The organism is Pseudonocardia parietis, assembly GCF_017876315.1.
Lineage (GTDB): Bacteria > Actinomycetota > Actinomycetes > Mycobacteriales > Pseudonocardiaceae > Pseudonocardia > Pseudonocardia parietis.
Genome location: NZ_JAGINU010000001.1, coordinates 7,192,456 through 7,219,131, shown reverse-complemented (window position 1 = coordinate 7,219,131; position 26,676 = coordinate 7,192,456). Strand labels below are relative to the sequence as shown.

26 protein-coding genes are annotated in these 26,676 nt (G+C 73.2%); 12 read left to right on the top strand and 14 right to left on the bottom strand.

From position 1 onward, the window contains the following. Positions 1–1,197: 1,197 nt before the first annotated feature. Positions 1,198–1,401 carry a cold-shock protein gene (locus tag JOF36_RS34110; protein WP_210034904.1) on the top strand — a complete coding sequence of 68 codons (204 nt, stop codon included), beginning with the start codon at positions 1,198–1,200 and terminating at the stop codon, positions 1,399–1,401. A gap of 102 nt (positions 1,402–1,503) precedes the next feature. Here JOF36_RS34110 and JOF36_RS34105 read toward each other — a convergent pair whose 3' ends face one another. Then, positions 1,504–2,277, bottom strand: a complete 774-nt coding sequence (locus tag JOF36_RS34105) for a TspO-related membrane protein (RefSeq protein WP_210034903.1) — start codon at positions 2,275–2,277, stop codon at positions 1,504–1,506. Between the two features lie 318 nt (positions 2,278–2,595). Here JOF36_RS34105 and JOF36_RS34100 point away from each other — a divergent pair, with 318 nt between their 5' ends. The 7 genes from JOF36_RS34100 (at position 2,596) to lon (ending at position 9,390) form a co-directional block, all read left to right on the top strand. After that, positions 2,596–3,102: a bifunctional DNA primase/polymerase gene (locus tag JOF36_RS34100; protein WP_210034901.1), complete on the top strand. Its 507-nt coding sequence runs from the start codon at positions 2,596–2,598 to the stop codon at positions 3,100–3,102. Positions 3,103–3,273: 171 nt separating this feature from the next. Then, on the top strand, positions 3,274–4,542 hold the full coding sequence (locus JOF36_RS34095; protein ID WP_210036431.1) for a DUF445 domain-containing protein: 1,269 nt from the start codon (positions 3,274–3,276) through the stop codon (positions 4,540–4,542). A 111-nt stretch (positions 4,543–4,653) separates the two neighbouring features. Further along, entirely contained in the window at positions 4,654–5,145 is a 492-nt protein-coding gene (locus JOF36_RS34090) for a helix-turn-helix domain-containing protein (RefSeq protein WP_210034899.1), read from the top strand. Positions 5,146–5,150: 5 nt separating this feature from the next. Then, a complete protein-coding gene (locus JOF36_RS34085) occupies positions 5,151–5,888 on the top strand; it encodes a hypothetical protein (protein ID WP_210034898.1) in 738 nt (245 codons plus the stop codon). A gap of 156 nt (positions 5,889–6,044) precedes the next feature. Next, positions 6,045–6,353: a DUF2516 family protein gene (locus JOF36_RS34080; RefSeq protein ID WP_210034897.1), complete on the top strand. Its 309-nt coding sequence runs from the start codon at positions 6,045–6,047 to the stop codon at positions 6,351–6,353. After that, a complete protein-coding gene (locus JOF36_RS34075; RefSeq protein ID WP_210034896.1) occupies positions 6,350–6,898 on the top strand; it encodes a YbaK/EbsC family protein in 549 nt (182 codons plus the stop codon). The genes JOF36_RS34080 and JOF36_RS34075 overlap by 4 nt, the downstream gene beginning before the upstream one ends. A gap of 74 nt (positions 6,899–6,972) precedes the next feature. After that, positions 6,973–9,390 (top strand): endopeptidase La, encoded by a 2,418-nt coding sequence (lon, locus tag JOF36_RS34070; protein ID WP_210034894.1) that lies wholly within the window; start codon positions 6,973–6,975, stop codon positions 9,388–9,390. Positions 9,391–9,529: 139 nt separating this feature from the next. Here lon and JOF36_RS34065 read toward each other — a convergent pair whose 3' ends face one another. The 3 genes from JOF36_RS34065 to JOF36_RS34055 form a co-directional block, all read right to left on the bottom strand. Continuing rightward, positions 9,530–10,444: a DUF559 domain-containing protein gene (locus JOF36_RS34065; protein WP_210034891.1), complete on the bottom strand. Its 915-nt coding sequence runs from the start codon at positions 10,442–10,444 to the stop codon at positions 9,530–9,532. 326 nt (positions 10,445–10,770) lie between these two features. Continuing rightward, positions 10,771–11,652, bottom strand: a complete 882-nt coding sequence (gene purU / locus JOF36_RS34060) for a formyltetrahydrofolate deformylase (RefSeq protein ID WP_210034888.1) — start codon at positions 11,650–11,652, stop codon at positions 10,771–10,773. Beyond that, a complete protein-coding gene (locus JOF36_RS34055) occupies positions 11,649–12,146 on the bottom strand; it encodes a DUF2505 domain-containing protein (protein ID WP_210034885.1) in 498 nt (165 codons plus the stop codon). The genes purU and JOF36_RS34055 overlap by 4 nt, the downstream gene beginning before the upstream one ends. 23 nt (positions 12,147–12,169) lie before the next feature. Here JOF36_RS34055 and JOF36_RS34050 point away from each other — a divergent pair, with 23 nt between their 5' ends. Both JOF36_RS34050 and JOF36_RS34045 read left to right on the top strand, forming a co-directional pair. Further along, on the top strand, positions 12,170–13,216 hold the full coding sequence (locus JOF36_RS34050; protein ID WP_210034883.1) for a UDP-N-acetylmuramate dehydrogenase: 1,047 nt from the start codon (positions 12,170–12,172) through the stop codon (positions 13,214–13,216). Positions 13,217–13,259: 43 nt separating this feature from the next. Then, on the top strand, positions 13,260–13,454 hold the full coding sequence (locus JOF36_RS34045) for a hypothetical protein (protein ID WP_210034881.1): 195 nt from the start codon (positions 13,260–13,262) through the stop codon (positions 13,452–13,454). On the opposite strand, the gene JOF36_RS34040 is transcribed toward JOF36_RS34045, so the two are convergent. Beyond that, positions 13,451–14,194, bottom strand: a complete 744-nt coding sequence (locus JOF36_RS34040) for an SDR family NAD(P)-dependent oxidoreductase (RefSeq protein ID WP_210034880.1) — start codon at positions 14,192–14,194, stop codon at positions 13,451–13,453. The genes JOF36_RS34045 and JOF36_RS34040 overlap by 4 nt on opposite strands. Before the next feature lie 34 nt (positions 14,195–14,228). Beyond that, positions 14,229–14,522, bottom strand: coding sequence for a DUF2530 domain-containing protein (locus JOF36_RS40475; protein ID WP_307862727.1), 294 nt, complete (start codon positions 14,520–14,522; stop codon positions 14,229–14,231). Positions 14,523–14,587: 65 nt separating this feature from the next. On the opposite strand from JOF36_RS40475, the gene JOF36_RS34030 reads away from it, so the two are divergent. Continuing rightward, a complete protein-coding gene (locus JOF36_RS34030) occupies positions 14,588–16,021 on the top strand; it encodes an NCS2 family permease (RefSeq protein ID WP_210034876.1) in 1,434 nt (477 codons plus the stop codon). Positions 16,022–16,196: 175 nt separating this feature from the next. Here JOF36_RS34030 and JOF36_RS34025 read toward each other — a convergent pair whose 3' ends face one another. The 7 genes from JOF36_RS34025 to JOF36_RS33995 form a co-directional block, all read right to left on the bottom strand. Next, entirely contained in the window at positions 16,197–17,138 is a 942-nt protein-coding gene (locus JOF36_RS34025) for a glycoside hydrolase family 16 protein (RefSeq protein WP_210034874.1), read from the bottom strand. Between the two features lie 74 nt (positions 17,139–17,212). Further along, positions 17,213–18,145: a glycoside hydrolase family 16 protein gene (locus JOF36_RS34020; protein ID WP_210034873.1), complete on the bottom strand. Its 933-nt coding sequence runs from the start codon at positions 18,143–18,145 to the stop codon at positions 17,213–17,215. A gap of 17 nt (positions 18,146–18,162) precedes the next feature. Beyond that, positions 18,163–18,729 (bottom strand): hypothetical protein, encoded by a 567-nt coding sequence (locus JOF36_RS34015; protein ID WP_210034872.1) that lies wholly within the window; start codon positions 18,727–18,729, stop codon positions 18,163–18,165. A gap of 4 nt (positions 18,730–18,733) precedes the next feature. Beyond that, positions 18,734–19,927: a VldE C-terminal domain-containing protein gene (locus JOF36_RS34010; RefSeq protein ID WP_210034871.1), complete on the bottom strand. Its 1,194-nt coding sequence runs from the start codon at positions 19,925–19,927 to the stop codon at positions 18,734–18,736. 3 nt (positions 19,928–19,930) lie between these two features. Further along, positions 19,931–20,449 (bottom strand): hypothetical protein, encoded by a 519-nt coding sequence (locus JOF36_RS34005; protein ID WP_210034870.1) that lies wholly within the window; start codon positions 20,447–20,449, stop codon positions 19,931–19,933. Beyond that, a complete protein-coding gene (locus JOF36_RS34000; protein ID WP_210034869.1) occupies positions 20,446–21,585 on the bottom strand; it encodes a hypothetical protein in 1,140 nt (379 codons plus the stop codon). The genes JOF36_RS34005 and JOF36_RS34000 overlap by 4 nt, the downstream gene beginning before the upstream one ends. 500 nt (positions 21,586–22,085) lie before the next feature. Then, on the bottom strand, positions 22,086–23,573 hold the full coding sequence (locus JOF36_RS33995) for a glutamate-cysteine ligase family protein (protein ID WP_210034867.1): 1,488 nt from the start codon (positions 23,571–23,573) through the stop codon (positions 22,086–22,088). Between the two features lie 144 nt (positions 23,574–23,717). On the opposite strand from JOF36_RS33995, the gene JOF36_RS33990 reads away from it, so the two are divergent. Then, positions 23,718–24,545 (top strand): TrmH family RNA methyltransferase, encoded by an 828-nt coding sequence (locus tag JOF36_RS33990; protein WP_210034865.1) that lies wholly within the window; start codon positions 23,718–23,720, stop codon positions 24,543–24,545. A 110-nt stretch (positions 24,546–24,655) separates the two neighbouring features. Here the strand turns inward: JOF36_RS33990 and sepH are convergent, their stop codons facing one another. Beyond that, positions 24,656–26,440 (bottom strand): septation protein SepH, encoded by a 1,785-nt coding sequence (gene sepH / locus JOF36_RS33985; RefSeq protein WP_210034864.1) that lies wholly within the window; start codon positions 26,438–26,440, stop codon positions 24,656–24,658. Between the last annotated feature and the right edge of the window lie 236 nt (positions 26,441–26,676).

The following is a 26,676-nucleotide window of genomic DNA, read 5'->3' as shown; positions in this document are numbered from 1 at the left end:
TGCACCGGGAACCGCCGGAGCAGCCGGTACACCGGGAGCAGCCGGAACCGTCGGCGTAGCCGGAGCAGCGGGAACCGCCGGAGCGCCCGGAACCGCAGGCGCCCCCGGAACCGCCGGAACGCCGGGCGCAGCCGGAACGCCGGGGGCAGACGGAACACCGGGAGCGGCCGGGACACCGGGAGCAGACGGAACGCCGGGCGCAGCGGGAACACCGGGCACGGCGGGTGCGCCGGGAACGTCCGGGTCGTCGGCGGCCCCGACCGCCGGCTGACCGGGGACCGCCGGAACCTGCGGCACGCCCGGAGCGACCGGTGCGTCGGGGGCGGCGCCGGCGTCGAGGTCTGCCGGGTCGTCGGCCGGAGCCCCGTTCCCGAACAGGGTCTCGAACAGCCGGTCCAGCGGACCGTCCTCCGTGGACTGGGTGGGTGCCGAGTGCGCGGCGGGCTCAGCAGAGGCGTGCGCGGGCTCGGCCGCGCCGGCCACGCCGGCACCGCACACACCCAGCGTGCCGATCATGAGGGTCAGGGCGACGGAAGTGGTGACTCGGGATCGCACGGTCTCTCCAGTTCGCGGGGCTGCTGCACGTGGTGACGGACGGCGCAGAGCTTGCGGTCACCAGCGGTTATCCACCAGGGACCCGATCGTGGTCGTCGCCGTCACGGGTGCCCCACCGGTCACTCAGCGAGCGGTCCGGGTCGCCGGACCCCCGGAACGGGGTACCTCGTCAGGGGGCGTGCCGGGGCCGGAGCCCGGGCCGAAGCGGTTTCGCCACCCGATCCGGGGGTATCCGGTCGCGGTCGCTCACTCGACGGCGTGGAATCGGATCCGCGTTCACCTGTCGGTGTAGTCGGTGACCGGCAGTACCTGGTCAGCGGCCGATATCTCACGGTCCGTGATGCCGGATCGAGCGGACGAGAGGGCGACGGGAGGGCGACGGGAGCGCGGGGAACGCAGGGGAGCAGGGGGTCGCCGGAACGCTGCTGGGCGGCAGTCCGGTGAGCCCGTCCATGCCGGACTCGGCCGTGGTAGCGTCCGAGCCGGTTGCAGTCGTTCTTCTCTCGATCGCCGTGAAGCGTCCGTGTGAAGTTGTGACGGTGGGCTTCGCCGGTGATGCGGTCGTGTCACCGACGCCGCCCGCGCGACCGCCGGCTCTTGCTGTGAGGGCCGGGACCGCTCCATCTGAGAAGGACACAAGCTATGCCGCAGGGCACCGTCAAGTGGTTCAACGCCGAAAAGGGTTTCGGCTTCATCGCCACCGACGACGAGGGACCGGACGTTTTCGTCCACTACTCCGCCATCGAGTCGAACGGCTTCCGTACCCTGGAGGAGAACCAGCGGGTCGACTTCCAGGCCAGCCAGGGCAAGAAGGGCCCGCAGGCCGACACGGTCCGCGTGATCTGACTTCCCGCGGGGCATGACCCCGCGTGTACGACCGGCGTCGTCGCTCCCCGAGGGGAGAGGCGGCGCCGGTCGTCTTTTCCGGCCCGACGGGTGCGGGCGCCTTCAGCCGAACGCGGGTCGCATCCCCCGGCGGGCCCGCAGCACCGCGGCGACCACCACCGCGACCGCACCGATCCCGGCGACCACCGCCACCGGGCCGGGTGCCTCCACGGTGATCCAGAACAACGCCCACACCGCCGTCGCGGCGTACGGCAGCGCGCTCACCGTCCGGAGCGTCGCGTACCCGACCACGACGACGGCCAGGAGCAGCAGCAGCGCGCCCGTCACCGGGCCGAGCGCGGCGCCCCAGTAGGTCAGCGTCACCGAGAACCCGGCCACCGTCGCCAGCGAGACCCGCCCGGCGTAGAACGCCATCGGCCCGTGGACCAGCACCCGGTCGGCCACGCCGTCGGCCGGCACCGCGGCGAGCCGCCACAGCATCGTCGCGAGGGTCACCAGTAGTGCCGCGATCACCAGCTGGGCCGTGCCCAGGAGCTCCTGCGAGAAGATCACGATCCAGCCGGCGTTGAGTGCCGCCGTCGCGACGAACAGCCAGCCGGTCGTCCGGTGCACCGGCCGGGACCGCTGGCCCGGCAAGGACTGGTACACCGCGTACAGCAGCAGGCCGAGGTAGATCACCGACCAGACGGAGAACGCGATCGTGGCGGGCGCCAGCACGGACGGGTAGCGATCGGACAGCACCCGCTGCGACTCCCCGAACAGCCCGCTGCCGCCGAGCGAGCCCGCCACCGTCTGCAGTACCGCGGCGGCGAGCACCACCCAGCACCTGACCGTGTCGGCGCGGGTCGTCGGCCCGGCGCTCCGGATCGTTGTCATGCCATTGCCTCCTGCGGATCGGGAACTAGCTCGATCATAAAGAAGGTCGGAGAACGAGGGCATGTCGAGCGGTGCGACGACCGGCGGGTCCCGGAGGGCCGTGGAGGTTGCCACCGGTCGTCCGGTCGCTCCGTCCGGTCACCTGCCGTTCACCGGTGGTGACGGCGCCGTGCGGTCGGCCGATCCCGCTCGTCTCGCCGCCGCGTGTCCTCGTCGCCGATCACTCGCAAACCCGTGACCACTGACGCATGCTGGTGTTGCACTTCACAGAAGCGGCGCCACGGTGGCGCCGGCGCAGGTGAAAGGAAGTGGATCCCGATGTCCTGGTGGGACAGCTACCGAGTCGTCTACGGCGCGGAGCTGCGGGCGGCCGCACACGAGTACGCCGATCACGGATGGAAGCTCGTGCCCGGCCCCGGATCCGAGGTGATGCTGGCAACGGGCGACGTGCTCGACGTCGTCGAGGTGCCCGCCGCGATCGGCCGCCAGGTCTGCCGGACGCTGCGGGAGGCAGGCGAGGTCGTCCCTGTGGCCGCGACCCCGCAGGGCACCTGGTGGTTCCCGATGACCCCGCGGCACGCGCTGCCCGCCGAGCTCAGCCTGCACACCGACGTCGTGCTGCACACCGACGGCATCGGGATCGTCGCGCCGCCGACCGAACGGCCCGACGGCTGGGTGCAGTGGCGGGTCGCCCCGTCCCGGGTCGGGTACCGCGTCCCCGAGGCCGCGGTCATCGTGGACGCGGTCTGCGACGCCGTCCGGAACCGGCACGCGACCCCCGCGAGCGAGATGTCGGACGCCGAGGTCGTCGCGCTGGGGCGCTGACCGCGCCCACCGCACGGTCGGCCTCGGGGGATGCCCGGACATCACCCGGCACCTACCCCGAGGCCCACCGTCGGTGTCGCGAGGCACTATGGAGGCGTGCAGACCTCCCGCGCGCCGGAGCGCCCGGCACCGACCCCGCAGCGGGACCGGACCGTCGGCTCCGTCCCCTCCGTGCCGCTCGGCGGCTTCGGTCCCGGCGACGAACAGAAGCGGCGTGACCTGCGCCGGATGAAGATCGTCGCGACCGGGTTCCTGGTCGGGGCCACGATCGTCTTCCTGATCGCCAAGTACCTGGAGGTCGTCCAGGGGCTTTCCTGGGCGGCCTATGTCCGGGCGGCTGCCGAGGCCGGCATGGTCGGCGCCCTGGCGGACTGGTTCGCGGTCACCGCGTTGTTCCGGCACCCGCTGCGGATCCCGATCCCGCACACGGCGATCATCCCCCGCAAGAAGGACACGATCGGGGACAGCCTCGGCGACTTCGTCGGGGAGAACTTCCTGTCCGAGGCCGTCATCCGGGACAAGCTGGAGCGGGTCGCCGTCAGCGAGCAGGTCGGCCACTGGCTCGGCCAGGAGGCCAACGCCAAGTGGGTCACCACGGAGCTGGTCACCGCCGCCCGCGCGCTCGTCACCGTGCTGCGCGACGAGGACGTCCAGAACGTCATCGAGTCGGTCGCCGTCCGGAAGCTCCTGGAGATCCCGGTCGGGCCGCCGTTGGGCAAGGCCCTCGAGGGTGTCCTGGCCGACGGCGCGCACCGGCGCCTGGTCGACCTCGTCTGTGACCGTGCTTACGACTGGGTCGCCGACAACCAGGAGATGGTGCTGCGGGTGGTGCACGAGCGGGCGCCGTCCTGGACTCCGCGGTTCGTCGACGACATGGTCGCGGACAAGCTGTTCGCCGAGATCCGCGGCTATGCCTGGGCGGTCAAGACCGACCCGGAGCACCCGCTCCGGCACGCCGTGGACCGCTACCTGGCCGAGTTCGCGCAGGACCTGCAGCACGACGCACAGACCCGGGACCGGGCGGAGCAGGTCAAGCGCCAGATGGTCGAGCACCCCGAGGTGCAGCACTTCATCGGGCGGGCCTGGACGGTCGTGAAGAGCATGGTGCTCGACGCCGCGGACGACCCGTCCCACGATCTGCGGGTGCGGGTGCAGGACGGGCTGATGGCGTTCGGCCGCCGGCTCGGCCGGGATCGCGAGCTCACCGCCAAGATCGACGGCTGGATGATCGACGCCGCGTGCTACGTCGTCCGCCACTACCGGCACCAGATCACCACGCTGATCACCGAGACGGTCGCCCGGTGGGACGCGGAGGAGACCTCACGCAAGATCGAGCTGCAGGTCGGCCGCGACCTGCAGTGGATCCGGATCAACGGCACCGTCGTGGGGGCGCTCGCCGGTCTGGTCATCCACACCGTGGGGGAGCTGCTCATCGGATGAGGAACGTGGCGCATGCCACGTGACCAGCGCTAGCACGGTGCTTGCAACAGCTAGCGCTCGGGCGTACGGTCGATGCTGTCAGTGAGGAACAGATCGATCGGAGTGAGACGGATGGCCACCGAGCCGAGGCCCGGTCGCGGTGAGAAGCACTCCGTCGAGCCCACCGAGCGAGTCGGTCAGGCCGTCGAGCACGTCGGCCAGGTCGTCGGCCAGGCCCAGCAGGCCGTCGAGCACGCGGTCGGAGACATCGGGTCCTACATCCGCACCCAGCGGGAGGCCGCCCAGGTCTCCATGCGACAGCTGGCCCGGACGGCCGGGGTGAGTAACCCCTACCTGAGCCAGGTCGAGCGTGGGCTGCGCAAGCCGTCGGCCGAGATCCTGCAGCAGATCGCCAAGGGCCTGCAGATCTCGGCGGAGGCGCTCTACGTCCGCGCCGGGATCCTCGAGGAACGCCCCGCGGGCAAGGTGACCGACGCGGTGCTCACCGATCCGACCCTCAACGAGCGGCAGAAGCGCGTGCTGCTCGACGTGTACGAGTCGTTCCGCCGCGAGAACGGCCTCGCTGTCAGCGCCGCCGACACCCCGAACGAGACGAGGAAGTGATCACCATGGCCGTGAACCTCCCGACCAGTACCGACGTGAAGAAGCTGCGCGAGCAGACCGCCGAGCAGGCCGAGGTCGTCCGTACCCCGCTGCTCGCCGTCCTCGGCGCCGGCGACTACGCCTACACCACCGTGTCCAAGGTCGTCACCGACGCCCGGGTCACCGCGACGCAGCGTGTCGAGGACGTCCAGACCCGCGTCTCCGAGCTCCCCGACGAGCTCAAGGAGCTGCGCGGCAAGCTGTCCTCGGACAACCTGCGCAAGCAGGTGGACGAGTTCCGCTCCGAGGTCGAGGGCGTCTACGTCGGCTTCGCCCGGCGCGGCGAGAAGGCCTGGGGCCGGATCCGCAAGCAGCCGCAGGTCGAGCAGGCCATCACGACGGTCGAGGACCTGACCGAGAAGTTCGACGCCCGCGTCGACGGTTTCGTGGACGACACCCACGTCGCCGCGACGAAGGCACTCGACACGGTCACCACCCAGACCCGCTCGGTCGGGGAGAAGGTCGCCCGCCGCGCCCAGACCGCGGCCGGCGAGACCGCCGACGCCGTGACCGAGGCGTCGAAGGACGCCGCCGAGGCGATCACCGAGGCCGGTGACGAGGCTGCGTCCACCACGCGGTCCACCGCCCGCAAGGCGGCCTCCAAGACCGACCCGAAGACCGCCACCGGTGCCAAGGCCACCCCGGCCCGCAAGTCGGCCACCCGCCGCACCAGCACCACCAGCACTTCCGCAACGAAGAAGTGAGCCCCGCCGGGCGTGCCGCCCGGTGGATACTCCGCAGCGCCCCCGCCGGCCTCCCGCCGGCGGGGGCGCTCGTCGTGTGCCGGTGGCGGGGCCTGCGTGCTGTGGCATCGTCGGAGGCGGCGTGACCGGTGACCGGTCTGCCCGTACTCTGGCCACGTGGAGCTGCTGTACGTCCTCGACCAGTGGATCGTCCTCGGACTGAAGATCCTCGCGCTCCCGGTGGGTGGCTACGCGTTCCTGCACGCAATCCGCCAGCGGGCCGACGCCTTCACCGCGGCCGGGAAACTGACCAAGAACGCCTGGATGGGCATCACCGGCGTCGGCCTGCTTCTGCTGGTCATCACCAGCGGCCCGATGTACGGCGGGGCGATGTTCTGGCTGGCCGCGATGGTCGCCGTGCTCGTCTACATCGTCGACGTGAAACCCGCGGTGATGGAGGTCCAGGGCGGCGGTCCGCGCTGGTGAGCCGGCCCGACTGGGGAGTCCTCGGGACGCTGCACGCCGTCCCCGCCCTCGACCGGCCCGACCTGCTCGCCGAGCCCGTCGCCGTCGCGCTGAAGGAGCTGGATGCCGACCGGGTCGGCGTCGCCGAGATCGATCCGGACCTGGCCGACACCGCCGCGTTCTGCGAGACCTACGACTCCCCGCTCGAGAAGTCGGCGAACTGCGTCGTCGTCGCGGGAAAGCGGGCCGGGGTCCTCCGCTACGCCGCGTGCGTCGTGCTCGCGACGACCCGTGCCGACGTCAACGGCGTCGTCAAGCGGCGGCTCGACGTTCGCAAGGCCTCGTTCGCGCCGATGGACGATGCCGTCGCCGTCACCGGAATGGCCTACGGCGGGATCACCCCGATCGGGCTGCCCGCGGACTGGCCGCTGTGGATCGCGCCCGGCGTCGCGCAGGCGAGCGCGGTCGTCATCGGGAGCGGGACGCGCCACGGAAAGCTCGCCGTCCCCGGCGATCTCCTGGCAGCACTCCCGAACGCCGGCGTGGTCGACGACCTCGCCCGCTGAGCGAGCCTGTTCGCCCTGAGCGGACAGGACTCAACTTAGGGAAGTCGGGCCGGCTCACCACTGTTGCAGCGGATATGAGTGACCTGCGCAAGCTCCCCGTCCTGCCCCTCGACGACGCCGTCGTGCTGCCCGGCATGGTGGTTCCGGTCCGCCTGGACGCTCCCGAGACCCGGGCCGCGATCGACGCGGCGTCCGCGGTCGACCGGGAGTCGGAGAACGGCGACGACGACATCGGGGGGCGGGTGCTCGTCGTCCCCCGTCTCGACGGCCACTACGGCGCGATCGGCGTCGTCGCGGTCCTGGAACAGATCGGCAGGCTGCCGGACGGCGACCGGGCCGCGGTCCTGCGCGGCGAGGGTCGTGCCCGGATCGGCAGCGGGGTCACCGGGCCCGGTGCCGCGCTGTGGGTGGAGGCCGAGCCGATCACCTCCGACCCGCCGACCGGCCGCACCCACGAGCTGGCCAAGGAGTACAAGGCCCTGGTCGTCGGTATCCTGCAGCAGCGGGGCGCCTGGCAGGTGATCGACTCGGTGCAGCAGACGTCCGACCCCGGGCAGCTCGCCGACCTGGCCGGCTGGGCGACCTGGCTGGACGTCGCGCACAAGGCCGAGCTGCTCGCCGAGATCGACGTGACCGCCCGGCTGGAGAAGCTCCTGGTGTGGACCCGGGAGCACGTGGCCGAGCAGGAGGTCTCGGAGAAGATCTCGAACGACGTCCGCGAGGGCATGGAGCGCCAGCAGCGGGAGTTCCTGCTGCGCCAGCAGCTCGCCGCGATCCGCAAGGAGCTCGGCGGGGGTGACGGCGAGGAGTCCGAGGACGACTACCGGACCAAGGTCGAGAACGCCGACCTCCCGGAGCACGTCCGCAAGGCCGCGCTGACCGAGGTCGGCAAGCTGGAGCGCTCGTCCGACCAGAGTCCCGAGGGCGGCTGGATCCGGACCTGGCTGGACACGATCCTGGACATCCCCTGGCACGAGACCACCGTCGACACCGACGATCTCGTCGAGGCCCGGCGGATCCTGGACGCCGACCACGCCGGCCTGGACGACGTGAAGGAGCGGCTGATCGAGTTCCTGGCCGTCCGCTCGCGGCGGAACCGCAAGGGCCTGGACAGCGTCGGCGGCCGCGGCTCGGGTGCCGTGCTGTCGTTGGTCGGGCCGCCCGGCGTCGGCAAGACGTCGCTGGGGGAGTCGGTCGCCCGCGCGCTGGGCCGCAACTTCGTGCGGGTCGCGCTGGGCGGCGTCCGGGACGAGGCCGAGATCCGCGGGCACCGGCGCACCTACGTCGGCGCGCTGCCCGGGCGCATCGTCCGCGCGATCCGCGAGTCCGGATCGATGAACCCGGTGGTGCTGCTCGACGAGATCGACAAGGTCGGCTCGGACTTCCGCGGCGACCCGACCGCGGCGCTGCTGGAGGTGCTGGACCCGGCGCAGAACCACACGTTCCGCGACCACTACCTGGAGGTCGACCTCGACCTGTCGAACGTGCTGTTCCTGGCGACGGCCAACGACGGCGCGTCGATCCCCGGACCCCTCGCGGACCGGATGGAGGTCGTGACACTCGACGGCTACACCGAGCCGGAGAAGGTCGCGATCGCCCGCGACCACCTGCTTCCCCGGCAGATCGAGAAGACCGGGCTGGAGCCGGACGACGTCGAGTTCACCGACGTCGCCCTGTCGATGATCGCCGCGGAGTACACCCGGGAGGCCGGGGTGCGTCAGCTCGAGCGCGGGCTGGCGAAGGTACTCCGCAAGGTCGCGGTGCAGCTCGACGGTGCTGATGCGCGCTCCGCCGGCGCTGCGGACAGCACCGATGCGCGCTCCATCGGCGCTGCGCGCGGTCCAGAGGCCGAGCGCCCGGTGCACGTCGACGCGACGGCCCTGGTCACCTACCTCGGGCGGCCGAAGTTCACGCCGGAGACGGCGGAGCGGACGTCGGTCCCGGGCGTCGCGACCGGGCTGGCGGTCACCGGCGCCGGCGGGGACGTCCTGTTCATCGAGGCCACCGCGATGGACGGCGACCCGGGCCTGCAGATCACCGGGCAGCTGGGCGAGGTGATGACCGAGTCGGTCTCGATCGCCCTGTCCTACCTGCGGTCGAAGGGCCTGGCAGGGGACCTGGCGCAGCGCAAGCTGCACGTGCACGTCCCGGCGGGCGCGGTCCCGAAGGACGGACCGAGCGCGGGGGTGACGATGACGACGGCGCTGGCGTCGCTGGCCTCGGGACGGCCGGTGCGGTCGAGCGTCGGCATGACGGGTGAGGTGACGCTGCAGGGCAAGGTTCTGCCGATCGGTGGTGTCAAGCAGAAGCTGCTCGCAGCGCACCGGGCCGGGTTGACCGACGTCGTCATCCCGAAGCGCAATGAGCCCGACCTCGACGAGGTGCCGGAGTCCGTCCGCGGCGAGCTGCGGGTGCACCCGGTCGCCGACGTCGCCGAGGTCCTGGAGATCGCCCTGGAGCCGGTCGCGGTGGAGCACGGTTCCGCCGCCTGACCCGCCGGGTCCGCCCGTCCCGCCCGTCCGAGCGCCCGTCCCGTACACCGTGGGGCGGGCGCTCGGTGCCGTCCGGCCCCCGCCTGGTCCGCCCGCCGAAGATCCGTCCGGGCACGGATCGTCCTCGTCGAGATGCGGCTCAGGGGTCGTGAGAGATCGACAAATCCCGCTGACGTGCATCTCGGCGAGGAAGGCCGAGGGCGCGGCGGACCTCGGCGACGATGCGGTCCGGCTCGTGCCGCATCTCGTGGGCGGTATAACGCAGGACCCGCCAGCCGGCGGCGACGAGCCGGGTGTGGCGCTGCGCGTCGGCGCGCGCCTTCTCCGGAGTCGCGAAATGGTCATCACCGTCGTACTCGACGGCGAGCCGGTGCTCCGGCCAGGCGAGGTCGAGCCAGAGCGCGCGGCGCCGCTCGTCGTCGAGAACCGGGTGCTGCGGGACCGGGCGGGGCAGTCCGGCACGCACCAGGAGTAGCCGCAATCGGGTCTCCGGTGGGGATCCGGAGCGGGCGTCGGCCCAGGTCAGGGCATCGAGAATCTTCCGCACGCCACGCAGCCCGGCATAGCGGACCGTGAAGTTCAGCAGCAGGTCCGGTGCGAACGCCCCGCGGGCGAGCGCGTCCACCGCGACGATGCCCTCGGTCGGCGACCGCCACCGAGCCAGGTCGAACGCCGTGCGCATCCGGCTGGTGACCCGGACCCCGTCCACCTCGGTGATCTCACCCGGGTGCAGGACGTCGCGCCGCACGATGACCCCCTGCCTCGACCGTGCTCCGGCGCGTCCGGCCGTCACGACGACCTCGGCCGGCGCTCCGATCGAGGCACACGACGCCCCCAGGAGCTCGGCGGCCGAATATCCGCACAGCACGGCACCCGGGCCGGCCCACAGGTACGCCGCGAGCGACCGCAGTCGAAGATCGACAGGTCCGGCCGGGGCGTACGTGTCGGGCAGTAGACGTTGGAACTCCGGACCGCGCAGCCGCCCGCGGGTCACGAGTCCCGCGGCGATCGCCTGCGTTCCGCGGAACACCTCGGGCCAGCCCGGAACCGTCATCCGCCGATGTTGCGCCACGGCGGTCCGGGGCACGGCGGAGTCGCACGGTCCCGTCCCCATCGCGAATCGCTCAGCATCCCGTCGAGATGCAGCTCAGGGCTCGGGAGAGATCGACAAATCGCCCTGATCCGCATCTCGGCGGGAACGCGCGGCGAGGCGGGGTGCGGGAGGGGACGGGGCGCGGGACGGGTGCGGTGGGGAAGGCACGGCACGGACGGGTGCTGCGGGGAGGCACGGCACGGCCGGGTGTGGCGGAGGGCCCGGCGGGGTGCGGGGGAAGGGCCCGGGGGAGGGCCCAGCGGAGCACGGCGCGGCGGCGGGCCGGGTCAGCGGAAGACGACGGTCCGGTTGCCCTGGATCAGGACCCGGTCCTCCAGGTGCCAGCGCAGGCCCCGGGCCAGGACCAGGCGTTCGATGTCCCGGCCCCGTCGCACCATGTCGGCGGCGGCGTCGCCGTGGTCGACCCGGATGACGTCCTGCTCGATGATCGGACCGGCGTCCAGGTCGGCGGTGGCGTAGTGGCAGGTCGCGCCGATCAGCTTCACCCCGCGCCGGAACGCCTGGTGGTAGGGCCGCGCCCCGGCGAACGACGGCAGGAAGCTGTGGTGGATGTTGATCGCCCGCCCGGCCCAGGCCTCGCACAGGTGCGCGGGCAGGATCTGCATGAACCGGGCCAGCACGATCGCGTCCGGGGAGTCGGCGTCGACCAGCTTGCGGATCTCCTCGAACGCGGTGACCTTGCCCTGCTCGCGGTGGGGATCCCCGGCGGCGGGGAACGGCACGTGCGCGAACTCCACGCCGTGCGCGGTCACGATCGGCTCCAGCGAGGCGTGGTTGCCGATCACCTTGGTGATCTCCACCGGGAGCTCGCCGGTCCACACGCGGCCGAGCAGGTCGTGCAGGCAGTGCTGGTCCTTCGTCACCAGCAGCACCGCGCGTTTGCGCACACCCGTGTCGGAGATCCGGTGCTCGCCACCGAGCTCCTCGGCGACCGGGGCGAACCGCTCACGGAGCTCGTCGACGTCGCAGGGCACCGACGCGGCGTCCACGACCTGGCGGGTGCAGAACACCCCGGCCTCGACGTCGGCGTGGTAGGCGGCCTCGGTGATCGAGGCACCGAGCTCGGCGAGGAACGCGCCGAGGCGCGCGACGATGCCGGTGCGGTCCGGGCAGGACAGGGTGATGACGTAGTGGCGGCCGGAGCTCATGAGACGTGGCTCAGGGTGAACTGGGTCTCGGCCTCGAGCAGCTGCTCGATCTGCCCGGCGACCGCCTCCTCGATCTTCGCGCCGACCAGCGGCACCTTCACCGTGACCTCCGCCTTGATCCGCACCTCGGAGCCACCCTCGACGTCGGCGATCCGCATCACCGACCGTGCCGTCGCGGGGGTGCCGACGACCTGCACCGTCCCGGTGCCGTCGTAGACACCGGCGTCACCCGCCCGCCACTGCTCGGTGCGGTCGATCTTCAGGTTGCCGCCCGGCACGAACGACGTGACGACCGACGGCAGGTGCTCGGCCGGAATGCCGTGCCGCAGGGTGTAGCGCACGCCGTCCGCGGTGGTCTCGTACTCGGTGACCCCCGCGCCGGGCCCGCCCAGGTGCCGCAGCTGCTGTTCGAGCAGGTCCCGGTCCACCATCGCCGCATAGACCTTCTCGGCGGGGTGCGGGGACGTGGCGCGGTAGTCGAGCGAGCGCGGCATGGGCGCAGGTTACCGTTGGCGGTGTGCGTGCTGCGGCGACGACCACCGATCCCCGGCTGAGTGTCCACACGACCCTGCGGTTGGGTGGGCCGGCGGGCCGGGTCCTGCGCGCCGAGGGCGCGGACGAGGTGGTCGACGCCGTCGGTTCCGCCGATGCCGCCGGTGAGCCGGTGCTGCTGGTCGGCGGCGGTTCCAACCTGGTCGTCGCGGACGACGGGTTCGACGGCACCGCCGTCCTCCTCGCGGGCCGGGGCCTGTCGTACGAGCGTGCCGGGGACGCCGTCGTGGTGACGGTCGACGCCGGCGAGGACTGGGACGACGCCGTCGCCGCGACCGTCGCGGAGGGCCTGGGCGGGCTGGAGTGCCTGTCCGGGATCCCGGGGCGGACCGGTGCGACGCCGGTGCAGAACGTCGGTGCCTACGGCGTCGAGGTGGCCGACCTGCTCGTCGACGTCGACCTCTACGACCGCCGCGCCGGCATCGTCCGCGAGCACGTGCCCGCGTCCGAGCTGGGGCTGGCCTACCGGACCAGCGTCCTCAAGGGCAACGACGACGCGATCGTGCTGCGCGTCCGGTTCGCCCTGCGCGCCGACGGCGGCTCCGCCCCGATCCGCTACGCCGAACTGGCCCGCACCCTCGGCGTCACACCGGAGTCGCGGGTCGACCCGGCGGCCGCGCGGGAGGCGGTACTGGGCCTGCGCCGTGGCAAGGGCATGGTCCTCGACGCGGCCGACCACGACACCTGGTCGGCCGGCTCGTTCTTCACCAACCCGATCCTGCCCGCCGCCGACGCCCCCGTGATCGACGGGCTGGCCGCCTGGCCCGCCGGCGCGGACCGGGTCAAGCTGTCGGCCGCCGGACTGATCCAGAACGCCGGCTTCGCCCGCGGGCACACCGGACCGGGCGGGCGGGTGTCGCTGTCGACCCGGCACGTGCTCGCCCTGACCCATCGCGGGGGCGGCACGACCGCGGACCTGCTGGCGCTGGCCCGGGAGGTGCGCGACGGCGTCGCGGACCGGTTCGGTGTCGTGCTGCGCCCCGAGCCCGTCCTGGTGAACTGCCACCTCTGACGGCCCCCGCGTGGGGACGGAACCAAACGGGTATCCCGGCGGCATGACCGCTCCCGAGAACCCCGACGTACCCGCCGACGGCGCCCGGACCCGCACGCCGCTCCCGGAGGAGCGCGGCACCGACCCCGACGCGGAGGAGATCCTGTTCGAGTCCGAGCAGCGGATCGCCGGCGCGCTGGCCGGCGACGAACCGGCCGACGACGCCGACCAGCGCCGCCGGTCCGAGGAGACCCTCTAGCGCCGGTGCCGCCGCGTCCCGGACGCCTGGTCGCGGGGCTTCAGCACGATCTGGTCGATGTTGACGTGCGCCGGTCGGGTGGCGGCGAAGGTGATGGTGTCCGCGACGTCGTCGGCGGTCAGCGGGGTCAGTCCCTCGTAGACCTTCGCCGCCCGCTCGGCGTCGCCACCGAACCGGACCTCGGAGAACTCCGTCTCCACCATGCCCGGGGCGATCTCGGTGATCCGGATCGGTCGGCCCAGCAGCTCGCCGCGCAGCGTGCGGTGCAGCATCGCCTGGGCGTGCTTGGCCGCGGTGTAGCCGGCTCCGTTGTCGTAGAAGTCGAGCGCGGCGATCGAGGTGACGGTGACGACGTGCCCGTCCCCGGAGGCCTCCAGCTTCGGCAGGAACGCCTTGGTCAGGCGCAGCGTCCCGAGGACGTTCGTCTCCCACATCCAGCGCCAGTCGTCCTCGTCGGCCTCCGCGACGGGCTGCAGGCCCTTGGCCCCGCCGGCGTTGTTGACCAGCAGCTTCGCCTGCGGGACCGCCTCGTCGAAGGCCCGTACGGAGCCGGCGTCGGTGACGTCGAGCGGCAGTGCGGTGCCGCCGATCTCCGCGGCGATCTCCGCGCAGCGCTCGACCCGGCGGGCCCCGAGGACGACATGGAACCCGGCGGCGCCCAGGTGACGGGCGGTGGCGGCACCGATCCCGGAGGAGGCCCCGGTGACGACGGCGGTCGGACGGTCGTTCGCGGCGGTCATGGTCGCCCAGCCTAGGCCGCGCCGGACGGGTGTCTCACGACAGGCGCCGGCCCGGTTCCACGCCTCGCTGTGCCGATCGGTCGCCCCGGCGGGCGGCGGCCCGCTGGGCGGTGAAGAGCAGGGCGCCGAGCAGTCCGACACCGGTGCCCGCGACGCAGGTCCAGAACAGCTCTCCCGGTGGGTTCCCGTTCAGGACCGCGACGAGCAGGGCGATCCCCGCGGCGGCCGCCCACAGCAGCATCCCGCCGACGATCACCGGCGGCGCCTCGTAGAACCGTGGCCGGAGTGGCGGCGGAGGTGGGGGGTCGTCGGGTCCGGGTGCCGTCACGGCTCCATAGCCTAACCGGTGCACGGGCGGCAAGCCCATCGTTGCGCCACGTCTAGGGTGTCGCCGTGATCGAGCGTTTCTTCCGTGTCTCCGAACGCGGCTCCACCATCCCCCGGGAGCTTCGCGGAGGCCTCGTCACCTTCATGGCGATGGCCTACATCATCGTGCTGAACCCGCTGATCCTCGGCAGCGTCACCGCGACCGACCCGTCGGCGAAGACCGACGCGCTCGGCGGGATCCTGCCGGTGGCCCAGGTCGCCGCCGTGACCGCCCTGGTCGCGGGCGTGATGACGATCCTGTTCGGGGTGCTGGCGAACTACCCGTTCGCGATCGCCACCGGCCTGGGGATCAACACGCTGCTCGCGGTGACCATCGCCCCGATGATGACCTGGCCGGAGGCGATGGGCCTGGTCGTCATCGACGGCATCATCATCGTGCTCCTCGCCGTCACCGGCTTCCGGACGGCGGTGTTCAACGCCGTACCCGGGGAACTGAAGACGGCGATCGCGGTCGGCATCGGCGCCTTCATCGCGATGATCGGCCTCGTGGACTCCGGGTTCGTCCGCCGGCTGCCGGACGCGGCCAACACCACCGTGCCGGTCGGGCTGGGCATCGACGGCTCCATCGCGTCCTGGCCGACGTTCGTGTTCGTCCTCGGGCTGCTGATCGTCGGTGTGCTGGTGGCGCGCGGGGTGCGGGCCGGGATCCTGATCGGCGTCGTGATCAACACGATCATCGCGATCGTCATCGAGGCGTTCGCCCAGGTCGGGTCGTCCGGGCCGGACAACCCGAGGGGCTGGTCGCTCGCCGTCCCGACGCTGCCCGACCAGGTCGTCGGACTGCCGGACCTCTCCCTGGTCGGCCAGGTCTCGTTCGGGGCCTTCGCCCGGCTCGACCTGATCACCGTCGTCCTGCTGATCTTCACCCTGGTGCTCGCGAACTTCTTCGACGCCATGGGCACGCTGACCGGACTCGGCAAGCAGGCCGGGCTGACCGACGACGACGGCAAACTCCCGAACGTCGGGAAGGCGCTGGTGGTCGAGGGGGCGGGCGCGGTCGCGGGCGGTGCCGGGTCCGCGTCGTCGAACACGCTGTTCGTGGAGTCCGCCGCGGGTATCGCCGAGGGTGCCCGGACCGGCCTGGCGAACGTGCTGACCGGCGTGCTGTTCCTGCTGGCGATGTTCTTCACGCCGCTGTACGCGATCGTGCCGGTCGAGGCGGCCGCCCCCGCGCTCGTCGTCGTGGGCGCACTGATGTTCCGGCAGATCACCTCGATCAGGATCGACGAGCTGCAGACCGCGATCCCGGTGTTCCTGACCGTGACCATCATGCCGTTCACGTACTCGATCGCGAACGGCATCGGCGCCGGCTTCATCAGCTACGTGGTGCTCGCCGCGGCGACCGGGCGGGCCAAGCAGGTGCACCCGCTGATGTGGGTGGTCGCGGCGTTGTTCGTCGGGTACTTCGGTGTGGGGCCGCTGCGGGAGCTGCTCGGTTAGGTGAAGGGCTTGCGTAGTAAGGCAAGCCTGAGCTAACTTCTACTCGTCGCTTCGTGGTGGGAGCGGCGCGTCAGTTCGGGACAGGAGAAGGCCCCGGCTCCTACAGGAGCCGGGGCCCTCTTCTTTGCGTCGGTCACCCCGGCCCGCCGCCGAGCAGGGACGAGGTGACCCGTCCTCACGGTGCGTAGATCCGCACCCAGTCCACCTGGAAGTCGAGCGTCTCGGGCGAGGTCTCGTCGAGCGGTGGGATCCAGTCCTTGCCGTACGGGCCGATGTCCTGCTGCATCGCCAGGTGCATCGGGCGCGGCGGGATCTTCTCCAGGTCGGTGGTCCGGAAGACCTCCTGGCCGTCGATGTAGAACACGACCCGGTCCGGCAGCCACTCGACGGCGTAGTTGTGCCACTGCGTGAAGTCGCCCCGGATCGACTTGCCGACCTGGCTGTTGTCCTCGCCGTAGTGCACGATCGTGTGCGTCTCGGAGCGGTCGCCCTTCGGGATCTCCATGAAGTTGAGCTCGCCGCCCTCGGGCCAGTCCTCGGCGACCGGCCAGAGCAGCGCGACGTCGCCGTACCCGGTCCCGGGGTTGGTCTTCGCCCGGATCTCCCAGCGGCCGTACTGCATGCCGCCCTTCCAGTGCAGGCCGGCCGAGGTCAGCCCACGGCTGGTGAGGATCAGCTGGCCGTCCCGGACCGAGAGGTTCTCGGCCCGGTGCCGTCCGACACCGCCGGTGGTGTCCCCGGTGTAGGCCGCCCACCGGGCCGGGTCGAGCGCTGCGCCGTCGAACTCGTCGCCGGCGACCAGCTGCCAGCCTTTGCGGACGGCGGCCTCGGCGTCCGAACGCGACGCCGGGTCCAGCACCGCGACCTGGTCGGGTCGCTCCTGGTCGCGCATCCCGCCCGGCGCGGGCGCGGGCGGCGCGGCACTCGGCTGCGGGGCCGGCGGCGCGCTGTCCGGTCCGCCGCCGAGCAGATCGGCGTTCGCGGCCAGCCCGACCATCCCGGCCAGCGCCCCGACGGCGACCACGGACCCCAGGATCGTCGGCCAGCGACGACGCCTCGGCGCCTCCGGGTCCTCGTGGTCCGGCTGCCGGACCCGGTCGGGAGCCTGCTGGTGCACGCTCGTCCTCCTCTTCCCTCGCAATCAGGTGGGACGCTAGAAGGACGAGCCTGTGGCGGAGCTGAGAGGCGGCGTCAGCTCGTCCCGCCGTCGAGGGTGTACTGGCGGACCCAGTCGACCTGCATCGTCGACTCCTGCACCGACCCGCCCTGCGGGAACCAGTCGAGCTGGATGCACAGGTGCATCGGACCGGGCGGCTGGACCGTCGGGTCGGTGGTCTCGAACCACTGCTCACCGTCGACGTAGGCGGTGATCCGGTCCGGGGTCCACTCGACGGCCCAGTTGTGCCACTCGGTGCCGTCGATGTCGACCGACCCGTCGATCTGCGAGTTGTCCGCCCCGTAGTGCACGAAGATGTCGGTCGTCTGCCGGGACGGGTCCATCATCTCCATGAAGTCGATCTCGCCGCCCACCGGGAAGTTCTCCGCGGTCGGCCAGAGCAGCAGCAGCGCGTTGTACGACGGGTCCGAGGCCGGTGCCTTCACCCGCCCCTCCCAGCGGCCGTACTGCTGGCTGCCCTCGGTCCAGGCCATCCCGGCGGTGTTGCCCTCGCCGTCCCCGGTGATCGTCAGGACGCCGTCCTGCACGCTCACCGCGTCCGGTGTGCGGCGGCCGTTCCCGTCGTGGCCGGGACCGTCGTAGATGTTCCAGCCGGAAGTGCCGTCCGTGAAGTCGTCGGTGCGGACGGGCTCTCCCCAGCCGAGCGCCGCGGCGGCGGTGGTGCCGTCGGTCGTCACAGGTTCTCCTCCCGCGGTCGTGCCGTCGTCCGATGGTGCCGGGTCGCCCGTGGCGGGCGGGTCGGTGGGGGCGAGAGCGAGCGGCGGAGCGTCGGGTGGTGCTGTGTCCTCACCGGGGGACTGCACGGAGGACCGCGCGGAGGGCCGCGCCGCCTCGTCCCCCGGAGTCACGTCGACCAGCTCCCCGCCGGGGCCGAGGACGAACAGCAGCACCGTCACCCCCTGGGCCACCAGCTTCCTGATCAGTTGTTCCAGCTCGTCGACGGTCATCGCCCGCTCCTCGAAGGTCAGTCGTCCACGTCGGGCGTGTCCGGGGTGATCGGGGTGTCGCCGGTCACGAGCCAGCGGCCGTCCGGGCCGTGGTGCAGCACCACCCGGGTCCGCCACCGCTCGGTGCGTGGCGCGCCGCCGGGGGCCGCGGTGGTCGTACGGATGCCGGCGACGAACGCCGTGCGGCCGCGAACCGGGTCGCTTCCGGCCGGGGCGAGCACGTCGACCTCGGCGATCCGGCGCTCGCCGGGGCGCGGCGGGTCGAGCACCGGTGTGCCGGTGGCGGCCGGGCTGCCCGACTGCGCGTAGGGGACCGCGTCCCGACGGCTGCGGCCCGCGTCGTCCGGACCGGCCGCGTGTGCGGCCCGCAGGTAGGCCCGGGCGACCGCGGAGGGCGACGACGGGAGCGTCCGCGGCGGCACCGGGTCCGCACCGCGCCCGATCCCCGGGTCGCCGATCGCCGCCCGGTCCGCCGACGTCAGCACGGCGGCCGACGGCTCCCCGGGCAGGAAGACCGGTACCAGCAGCGCGAGCGGTGCCACGAGGACCACGGCGAGCACCAGCAGCGGGAGTGCGCGTCTCATGCCGTCACTCCGCGAAGCTGACGTGCACGTGGTCGTAGTGCCCGCCGGTCGGATCGGACGTGTCGTAGACCCCGCCGCCGGTGTAGCGCCGGCCCCAGCCGGTGCCGTCGTCGCGGACCGACGGGTCCCAGTAGCGGCCCTGCCAGATCAGGTAGCGCACCCCGAGCGGTTCGGAGTTGGCGGCGAACCAGTGGGCGATCCGCCAGCCCTCGTCGAGGTCCGCGCCGTCGGCGAAGTGGCCGGCCGGGCCGGTGAACAGGTCGCATGCGCGTCCCTTCGGATGGTCCGAACTCGGGTTCTGAACGTGCTCGTCCCAGCAGCCGACGTTCTCGATGACGGGATCGAAGACCGCCTCGGCCGCGGCGAGCCCGTGTGCCGTGGCACCGGTGAGGCAGCCGCCGGACCGGACCGGGTCGGGTCGGACGCAGCCGGTCGCCCCACCGGTCCAGGCCGGTGCCGGTGCCGCGGCCGGATCGGCCGGTGGAGCGGCGGGCGCTACCGGCTCGGACTGCGGGGCCCCAGGGGCCGCGGGCTCGGGCTGCGGGGCGCCCGGTGCCGCGGGCTCCGCCGCCGGGACGCGGTCGTGGGCGCGTTCCCGGTCGTCGACGGGTGGTGTTCCTGGCCCGTACCGGCCGACGAGATCGTGCACCGCGTCGAGGTAGCGCCGGACGGCCGCGGCGCAGGCCTGCGCGCAGTCCGCCTCGCCCGGCGCCGGCACTCCGGACGTCGAGCCGGTCACCCGCCGGCAGCCGGCGACGTGGCAGACCAGCATCGCGTCGAGCACCGTGACGTCCTTCGGCGTCGTCGCCAGATGGCCCGCGGCGGCGCGCAGGGTCGAGCACAGCCACGGCACGACGACCCGCAAGTGCGCCGCCGGATCGGTCAGCGCGGGATCCGGCCACGACGCACCTCCGGCCGCGACCCAGGTCCGCTCCGAGACCTGCAGCAGCCCGGCGGCGTGTCCGGTGCGCAGGCCGGGGTCCCAGCCCGACTCGGCCTGCACCTGCGCGACCACCCAGGCGGGCGGCAGCTCGGGGCAGCCGTCCGTGGTCAGGTCGGCGATCAGGGGCAGGTGCGGGCGGGCCGCGTCGGGAACCATTGTCTCGTCCACATCGGACGGTTTCGCGATCGCGCCGGCCGCGGGTGGCGCGGCGACCAGCACTGCGACGACGGCCAGCACGACGAGCACGATGCGCACGGCTCACCGCCCCCGTCCGGGCCGCAGCACCACACCCCGCAGCGGGCGCAGCGGCCCGGGGTGCCGCGGAACGAGCGGCTTGTCCAGCCGGGACCCGTTGCTCAGCACGGTGACGACGCGGCGGAGGGCCTCGGCGTAGTGGCGTACCGGCGCGGAGGTCGTGGACCGGCACAGCACCGTGGCGGCGTCCGACCACGGGTCGATCGCGCGGGCCCACCCCGGGACGAGCGGGAGCGCGATGACGGCGGCCCAGCCCTCGCCCGCGGCGCCGGAGTCGACGCCGTCCGGTTCCGCCGAGACCGGGTGCACGGCCAGGACGGGGCCACCCCGGCCCGCACCCGGCGCGACCCGGGCCGCCGCGGCCAGCCCGGCCGCGGTGTCCCGGCACAGCAGCACGTCCGGCAGCAGGTCTGAGCCGGCCACGACGCCGAGGTCGTGGCCGCGCAGGGCGCGCGCGACGGTCGTCGTACCGACACCGCCGGCCAGTCCGCCGACCGCCGGGATCCGCCGGGACGGGGTCACCGGGACCGTCCCCGAGCGGCGAGATCCGCCGGGGACGGCCGGTCGGGCGTCCCGTTCGCGGGGCCGGCGTCGACGACGAGCCGGTCGCCTGCCCGCACGACGGCCACCTCGAGCCGCACCCATTGCGCGGCCAGCCCGCGCCAGCCGCGCGCCGACGCCGCCGGTGCGGCGGCGGGCTCACCCAGCGGGGACTCGGGGTCGGGCTCGGGGGCGCCCGGCGCACGGGCGTCGACCCGGCGGTACGGGACGACCCGTACCCGGACGTCGACGTGCACCCGCTCCCCGTCGGTCCGGACACGCCCGGGCAGGACGAGGTCGGCGCGCTGCCGGCCGGTGCCCGTCCAGCCGAGCAGCGCGGCCCCCTCCGGCGACGTCAGGTGCGCGCCGAGCGCCCGGCCCCGGCGGGCGGGATCGTCCTCGTCCCAGGACAGGAGGTCCGCGGCGAAGGCGCCGGCCAGCGCGGACGCCGCGGCCGGGTCCAACCCGTTCGGTGCCGGGAGACGGTCGGCCCGGGGGTCCCGGCTCGTCGACGGCGGGACCGTCTCGACCCGGCTGGCCGGCGGGTCCGGCGCGACCGGGGGGCCCGGCGCGACCGGCGCGGCCGGCGCGGCCGGCGCGGCCGACGCGGCCGACGCGGCCGACGTGACCGGCGCGACCGACGCGACCGATGCGACCGGCGCGGCCGACGAGACCTGCGGATTCGATGCGTCCGGCGGATGTGGATCCGGTGCGGCCGGCGGAGCCGGCGCGACCGGTGGGTCCGCGACGGCCTGCGGGAACGGAATCCCGGCCGTTCGGGCCCCGCCGCCGTCCGGCGCCCACGCGCGGTCCGCCGAGGTGTCGGCGCGACTCACGGGCGGGCGGACCGGCGCGAACCCGAACGGATCCGTGACCGGCTCCGGCTCGGCGGGCTCCACCTGCGGCGGCCGGTGCGCCGTCCACAACGACGGCCGGGCAGCCGCGGTCGCGGGCCCCGCACCAGCGACAGGTGTGCCCGTGGGCAGGTCAGCGGGGTGCTGCTCGGGATGCCGGGCGGGTGCGGGAGCGGCCGGAGCGGGGGCCGGGTCGTCCAGCCACGGGTCGGGTTCGTCGGCGACCGGCCGGGCCGGTCGCCCGAACAGGCGGAACGGGGACATCGCCACCGCCCGCGTCATCGCCGCGGACCGGGGTCACCGGCCGGGTCGGTGCGGTACTGCTGCGCGGACATGTCCCTCCGTCCGGACCGCGTGCCCGGGGCGGGTCACGCGAACGGGACGGTAGGAACGTGGACGGCCCGCCGGGGGAGGTCGGGCGAGCGGCTTCGCGATGGCGAAGCCGGATCGGCACGGGCAGCCGCGCCTCGAGGACACCTCACGCGGCCGGCGCCGATTGTGCTGGGCGGGCCGGCTCGCGTTCGTCATCATCTGGCTGGTGGCTGGCTTGTACCGCCTGTGATCATTTCTTCAGTGCGGATCGGTGCCATGGTTGGCACCGATCGGCACTCGTCCGATGATCACCCAACGGCATCAGCCGAGGCCGGCGGCTCAGCGCCCGGTCGCACCCTTCCGTGACACCGCGGGCCCCATCGACCCCGCCCGGTGTGCTGCCCCGGCGCACCGTTCACCGTGTACGCGGTGGGGACGAGGCCGGCCGGGCGTCAGGAGGGCAGCTCCCAGGAGTGCACCGGCTGGTTGGCGGCGGACTGGCAGAGGTAGCGCTCGAGCATCCCGTGCAGCGCCGAGAGCCGGTCCGCTCCGCGCTCTTCCAGGGCGGCGACCGCGTCGATCTGCCAGGACGCCCCGGTCTGCCGGGTCACGCAGCGCCGTTCGATGACCGTCAGGTAGCGGTCGCAGACGGCGCTGCTGACGCCCCAGCGGGCGAGTCCCTCGTGCGCCAGCGGCAGCAGCTTGCGCAACGTGAGCTCGTCGGGCCGGACCCACCCGGTGCCGGGCCAGTAGAGAGGTGCGTTCATACCGTGCCGGGCGGCGGTCCGGAAGTTCTCCCGGGCCGCCTCGAACGACACCGACCGCCACAGCTCCTCGTCCGACTCCACGAGGGTGCGCAGCAGGCCGTAGAAGAACAGTGCGTTGGCGACCATGTCGACGGTGGTCGGGCCCGCGGGCAGCACCCGGTTCTCCAGCCGGACGTGCGGGGTCCGTCCGGTGCTGTCGTAGATCGGCCGGTTCCAGCGCCAGATCGTGCCGTTGTGCAGGGTCAGCTCCGGCAGCTCCGGGAACCCCTGCTCACGCATCTGGGCGACCGGGTCGATGTCGGTGGTGAGCGGCATCAGGGCGGGGAAGTAGCGGGCGTTCTCGGAGAACAGGTCCAGCGCGGAGTCGATCCAGCGCTCGCCGAACCAGACCCGGGGCCGGACGCCCTGGTTGTGGAGCTCGGGCGTCCGGACGTCACAGGACTGCTCGAACAGCGGCACCCGGGTCTCCGCCCACAGCTGCGAGCCCAGCAGGAACGGCGAGTTCGCCCCCAGCCCGAGCTGGACGCCGGCGAGGCACTGGGCGGCGTTCCAGTACCGGCCGAACTCCGACGGCGCGACCTGCAGATGCAGCTGCATCGAGGTGCAGGCCGCCTCCGGGATGATCGACTCGAAGTCGGCGTTGACCCGCTCGTCCGGATCGCAGCCGCTGATGTCGACCCGGATCGGCTCGCCGCGGGCGTTGAGCATCTGGTCGTTGAGCGCGTGGTAGCGCTCCTCCGGGGAGATCGCCTCACCGACCATGTGGCCGACGTCCAGGGTCGGCAGGATCCCGATCATCGCCAGCTGGGTGTGCAGGTCACCTGCCTTCGCCCCGGCTCCGGCGAGGAGATCCAGCAACTCGTGCTCGAGCTGGCGCCACTGGTCTCCCGGCAGCGGCCGCGGTGGGAGGTTCAGCTCCAGGTTCCAGCGCCCGAGCTCGGACTGCCACTCGCCCCGGTTGATCGTCTCCAGGACGTCGTGACCGTTGAGGGAGGGCGCCAGCTTCGGGTCGACGAGGTTGAACTCGATCTCCATACCGGTCATCGGCTCGGTGTCCGGGAACGGGTAGCTGCGGAGCAGGTCCTCGAACGAGTCCAGGCATCGTTGCACCTTGATCCGGTACCGCTGGCGGTCGCGCCGGGTGAACGTCGTCCGGTCGACAACCTGACCCATGCGAGAACCGACCTCCATCAAACGGGGAGCGCCTCCTCACCCGGCCGGGGGGCCTGATCGGAGGGCGGCAATACACGGTGTCATATCCCCGGTCCGGGCGGTACCGGCTGAAAGGGCGACCAGGAGCGTTGAACGGTCAGTGACATGGGACGATCGGTGGTCGTGGCCATCCTCACCGCGGTCGACGACCCGAATGACCCCCGCATCGACGACTTCCGGGATCTCACCACCGCCGATCGCCGTCCGGACCGCCCGGGCGGGCGCGGGCTGGTGATCGCGGAGGGTGTCGTCGTCGTACGGCGGCTGCTGGAGTCGGCGTACCCGGTTCGGTCGCTGCTGGGGGTGCCGCGGCGCCTCGACGAGCTCTCGGACGACCTGGTCCGGCTGGACGTGCCCGCCTACTCCACCGACGCCGACACCATGGCCCGTGCGGTGGGTTTCCACCTCAACCGGGGTGTGCTCGCGGTGGCCGACCGGGCCGCCGCGCCCGACGTCGCGGGACTCCTCGCAGGTGCCCGCGCCGTCGTGGTGTGCGAGGGGGTCGGTGACCACGAGAACCTCGGTTCGTTGTTCCGCAACGCGGCGGCCCTGAGGATGGACGGGCTCCTGCTGGGGCCGGGCTGTTCCGATCCGCTCTACCGGCGCAGCGTCCGGGTCTCGATGGGGCATGTGCTGCGGGTGCCGTTCACCCGGCTGGACGGTCCCTGGCCCGCGTCGCTGGACACGCTGCGTGACGAGGGGTTCACCGTGGTCGCGTTGACGCCGGCGGCGGACGCCGAGCCGCTGGCCACGGCGGGCCTGGCGGGGGAGAAGGTCGCACTGTTGCTCGGGGCAGAGGGCCCCGGCCTCACCGAGGAGGCCCTGGCCGCCGCCGACCGGCGGGTGCGGATCCCGATGGCGACGGGCGTGGACTCGCTGAACGTAGCCACGGCAGCCGCGGTTGCTTTCCACGCCGTGACCGGCGGCGGCTGACGACCCCCCGTTCCCGCACGAGGTCCGAGGTACCGCACGGGACCGGGCCTCGAACGCGGTGCGGGGCCAGGATTCTGACGGGGTACGCGCCGACGGCCGGACAGACCGGGTCAGCGTTGGCCGCGGACGCCGAGCAGGACCTCGTCCCAGGACGGCATCACCGGCTTGCCCTTCTTCGTCCGCCGGGATGCGGCGCTCCCGCGCTGGCGTGTGGCGGGCTCGTCCGCATCCTGCTTCGACGACTCGTCCGGGGTCGAGGATGCCGGGCGGGCGGGGTCGTCCTCGTCGGTGTCGGCCGGCTCGGCGCTGGTTCCGTCCGCCGGGGCAGGTGCGGTCGCCGCCCTGTCCGTCGTCCCGGAGCCGTCCTGGCCGGCGTGGCTCGCGGTGCGACCTGCCGTGCCCGCATCTGTGGACGTCTCGGTCGCCGCGGCCGGGGTCGTGCTCCCGGCCTGCTCAGTGTTCCCGATCTGCTCGGTGCTCCCGCCCGATGCTGCGGCGCCGCCGCCGTCACGTTGCGGGGACGTGCGCTGCTCCGGGGCGGTGTCGGTCCCGACGCCCGTGGCCGGTGTGGCGTCCGTGGTCGCTGCGGCATCGCCGCCGGACGTGGCGCCGGGGTCCGGGCCACCGTCCGGCGTGGCGCCGGCGACCGAGGTACCACCGGATGCCGTGCTGCTCCCCGCGGCCGGGGCGCTGTCCGATGCCGGCCGGCCGTCCGATGCGGTGCCCGTGCTCGACGTGCTGCCGTTGTCCCGCGCGGTCCCGGTGCTCGATGCGGTCCCGGTGCCCGACGCGGTTCCGGCGCTCGACGCGGCGCCGATGTCCGACACCGTCCCCGAGGTCGCCGCGGTGCCGGTCTCCGGCAGCTCGACGGTGCCCGGTGCGGAGCCGATACCCGGTGCGGAGTCGATGTCCGGTGCGGTGTCGGTGCCCGAGCCGGACGCACGCCCTGCGTCGACCGGGTCCCGATCGCTCGCCGGCATGTCGGTCACCGCGGCATCCACGACCTCGTCTGCTGCCTCGTCGACCGGGTCCTCGACGGGCTTCGCCACCCGCGGGATCACGGGCGCGTCGGCGGCCGGCGCACGGGTCTCCTCGGGGCGCGACATCGGCCCGCGGGCGGGCGGCTCCACTCGCGGTCGCGACGGGCTCGACCGGCGCTGCTCGGGAGTGATCCCGCGCCCGGCCCACGACTCGGCGGACGAGGGTGCCTGGCCACCGGCGACGGCCCGGGCGGGGGCCGCGGCGGCGGGCTCGGAGGGGGTCTGATCGTCGTCCCGGGCCATGTCGACGACGGCGCCGAGCGGGCGCAACGGCCGCGCGGGCAGGCCTTCGACCAGGTCGGAGGCGTGCTCGTCCAGCGGGACGACGGTGCCGCCGTGGGCACCGGGCTGGAACGCCCAGTGCGCGGCGTTGTCGGAGCGCCCGGTCTGCCAGGTGAGGACGACGACCCACTTGCCGTCCTCGCCCTTCCAGGAGTCCCACCCGGCGCTCGTGTAGTCCTGGCTGCGCAGCCCGAAGGTGTGCGCGACGGTCTCGCCGAGCGTGCGCATGTCGGGGCCGTCGGCCCGCTGCGGGTGCGCGCTCTGGGCGAGCTCGGCGGTGCGGGAGCGTTCGAGGAGGACCGGATAGGCGAAGCGCTCGATCTTCTGGGTCGGCACGCCGGCCGCGGCGGCGACCTCGTCCACCGATGCGCCGCCCCGGATGCGGGCCTGGATCTCGCGTGGGCGCAACTGGCTCTCCAACTCGATCGCGATCTGGCCGAGCCGGGTCACGTCACCACGCGCCGCAGCGCGTAGCTGCTCGTCGGCCGGCACGGTGTAGCGCTCTCGACGTCCCGAGTCCTCGAGGACGACCGAGCCGTCCCCGGTCACCCCCACGACCCGCAACGCGCGCATCGATCAATCCTCCTGCTGTCGTCCCCGTCCGGGTGACGGTAGATCCCCGCGGCGGCGTCTCGGGTGAGGCGCGCCGGGCGAGTTCCGCCTGGTCGGTGAGTGCCACCTGGCTGTGGGACGCGCGAGCGACGTCACTCACCGTGCGCAGGATCGCACAAATCGTTTCTCAAGGGAGAGCTGGGGCTGATGTTACTGCTGTGACTACGAAAAGTTGCTACCAATCACGCAACAACAAC

Bases quoted from the DNA above. Each gene is read 5' to 3' on its own strand.
- JOF36_RS34110 (WP_210034904.1), top strand. From the start codon at position 1,198: ATGCCGCAGGGCACCGTCAAGTGGTTCAACGCCGAAAAGGGTTTCGGC.
- JOF36_RS34105 (WP_210034903.1), bottom strand. From the start codon at position 2,277: ATGACAACGATCCGGAGCGCCGGGCCGACGACCCGCGCCGACACGGTC.
- JOF36_RS34100 (WP_210034901.1), top strand. From the start codon at position 2,596: ATGTCCTGGTGGGACAGCTACCGAGTCGTCTACGGCGCGGAGCTGCGG.
- JOF36_RS34090 (WP_210034899.1), top strand. From the start codon at position 4,654: ATGGCCACCGAGCCGAGGCCCGGTCGCGGTGAGAAGCACTCCGTCGAG.
- JOF36_RS34085 (WP_210034898.1), top strand. From the start codon at position 5,151: ATGGCCGTGAACCTCCCGACCAGTACCGACGTGAAGAAGCTGCGCGAG.
- lon (WP_210034894.1), top strand. From the start codon at position 6,973: ATGAGTGACCTGCGCAAGCTCCCCGTCCTGCCCCTCGACGACGCCGTC.
- JOF36_RS34065 (WP_210034891.1), bottom strand. From the start codon at position 10,444: ATGACGGTTCCGGGCTGGCCCGAGGTGTTCCGCGGAACGCAGGCGATC.
- purU (WP_210034888.1), bottom strand. From the start codon at position 11,652: ATGAGCTCCGGCCGCCACTACGTCATCACCCTGTCCTGCCCGGACCGC.
- JOF36_RS34055 (WP_210034885.1), bottom strand. From the start codon at position 12,146: ATGCCGCGCTCGCTCGACTACCGCGCCACGTCCCCGCACCCCGCCGAG.
- JOF36_RS34045 (WP_210034881.1), top strand. From the start codon at position 13,260: ATGACCGCTCCCGAGAACCCCGACGTACCCGCCGACGGCGCCCGGACC.
- JOF36_RS34040 (WP_210034880.1), bottom strand. From the start codon at position 14,194: ATGACCGCCGCGAACGACCGTCCGACCGCCGTCGTCACCGGGGCCTCC.
- JOF36_RS34020 (WP_210034873.1), bottom strand. From the start codon at position 18,145: ATGACCGTCGACGAGCTGGAACAACTGATCAGGAAGCTGGTGGCCCAG.
- JOF36_RS34015 (WP_210034872.1), bottom strand. From the start codon at position 18,729: ATGAGACGCGCACTCCCGCTGCTGGTGCTCGCCGTGGTCCTCGTGGCA.
- JOF36_RS34000 (WP_210034869.1), bottom strand. From the start codon at position 21,585: ATGTCCCCGTTCCGCCTGTTCGGGCGACCGGCCCGGCCGGTCGCCGAC.
- JOF36_RS33995 (WP_210034867.1), bottom strand. From the start codon at position 23,573: ATGGGTCAGGTTGTCGACCGGACGACGTTCACCCGGCGCGACCGCCAG.
- JOF36_RS33990 (WP_210034865.1), top strand. From the start codon at position 23,718: ATGGGACGATCGGTGGTCGTGGCCATCCTCACCGCGGTCGACGACCCG.
- sepH (WP_210034864.1), bottom strand. From the start codon at position 26,440: ATGCGCGCGTTGCGGGTCGTGGGGGTGACCGGGGACGGCTCGGTCGTC.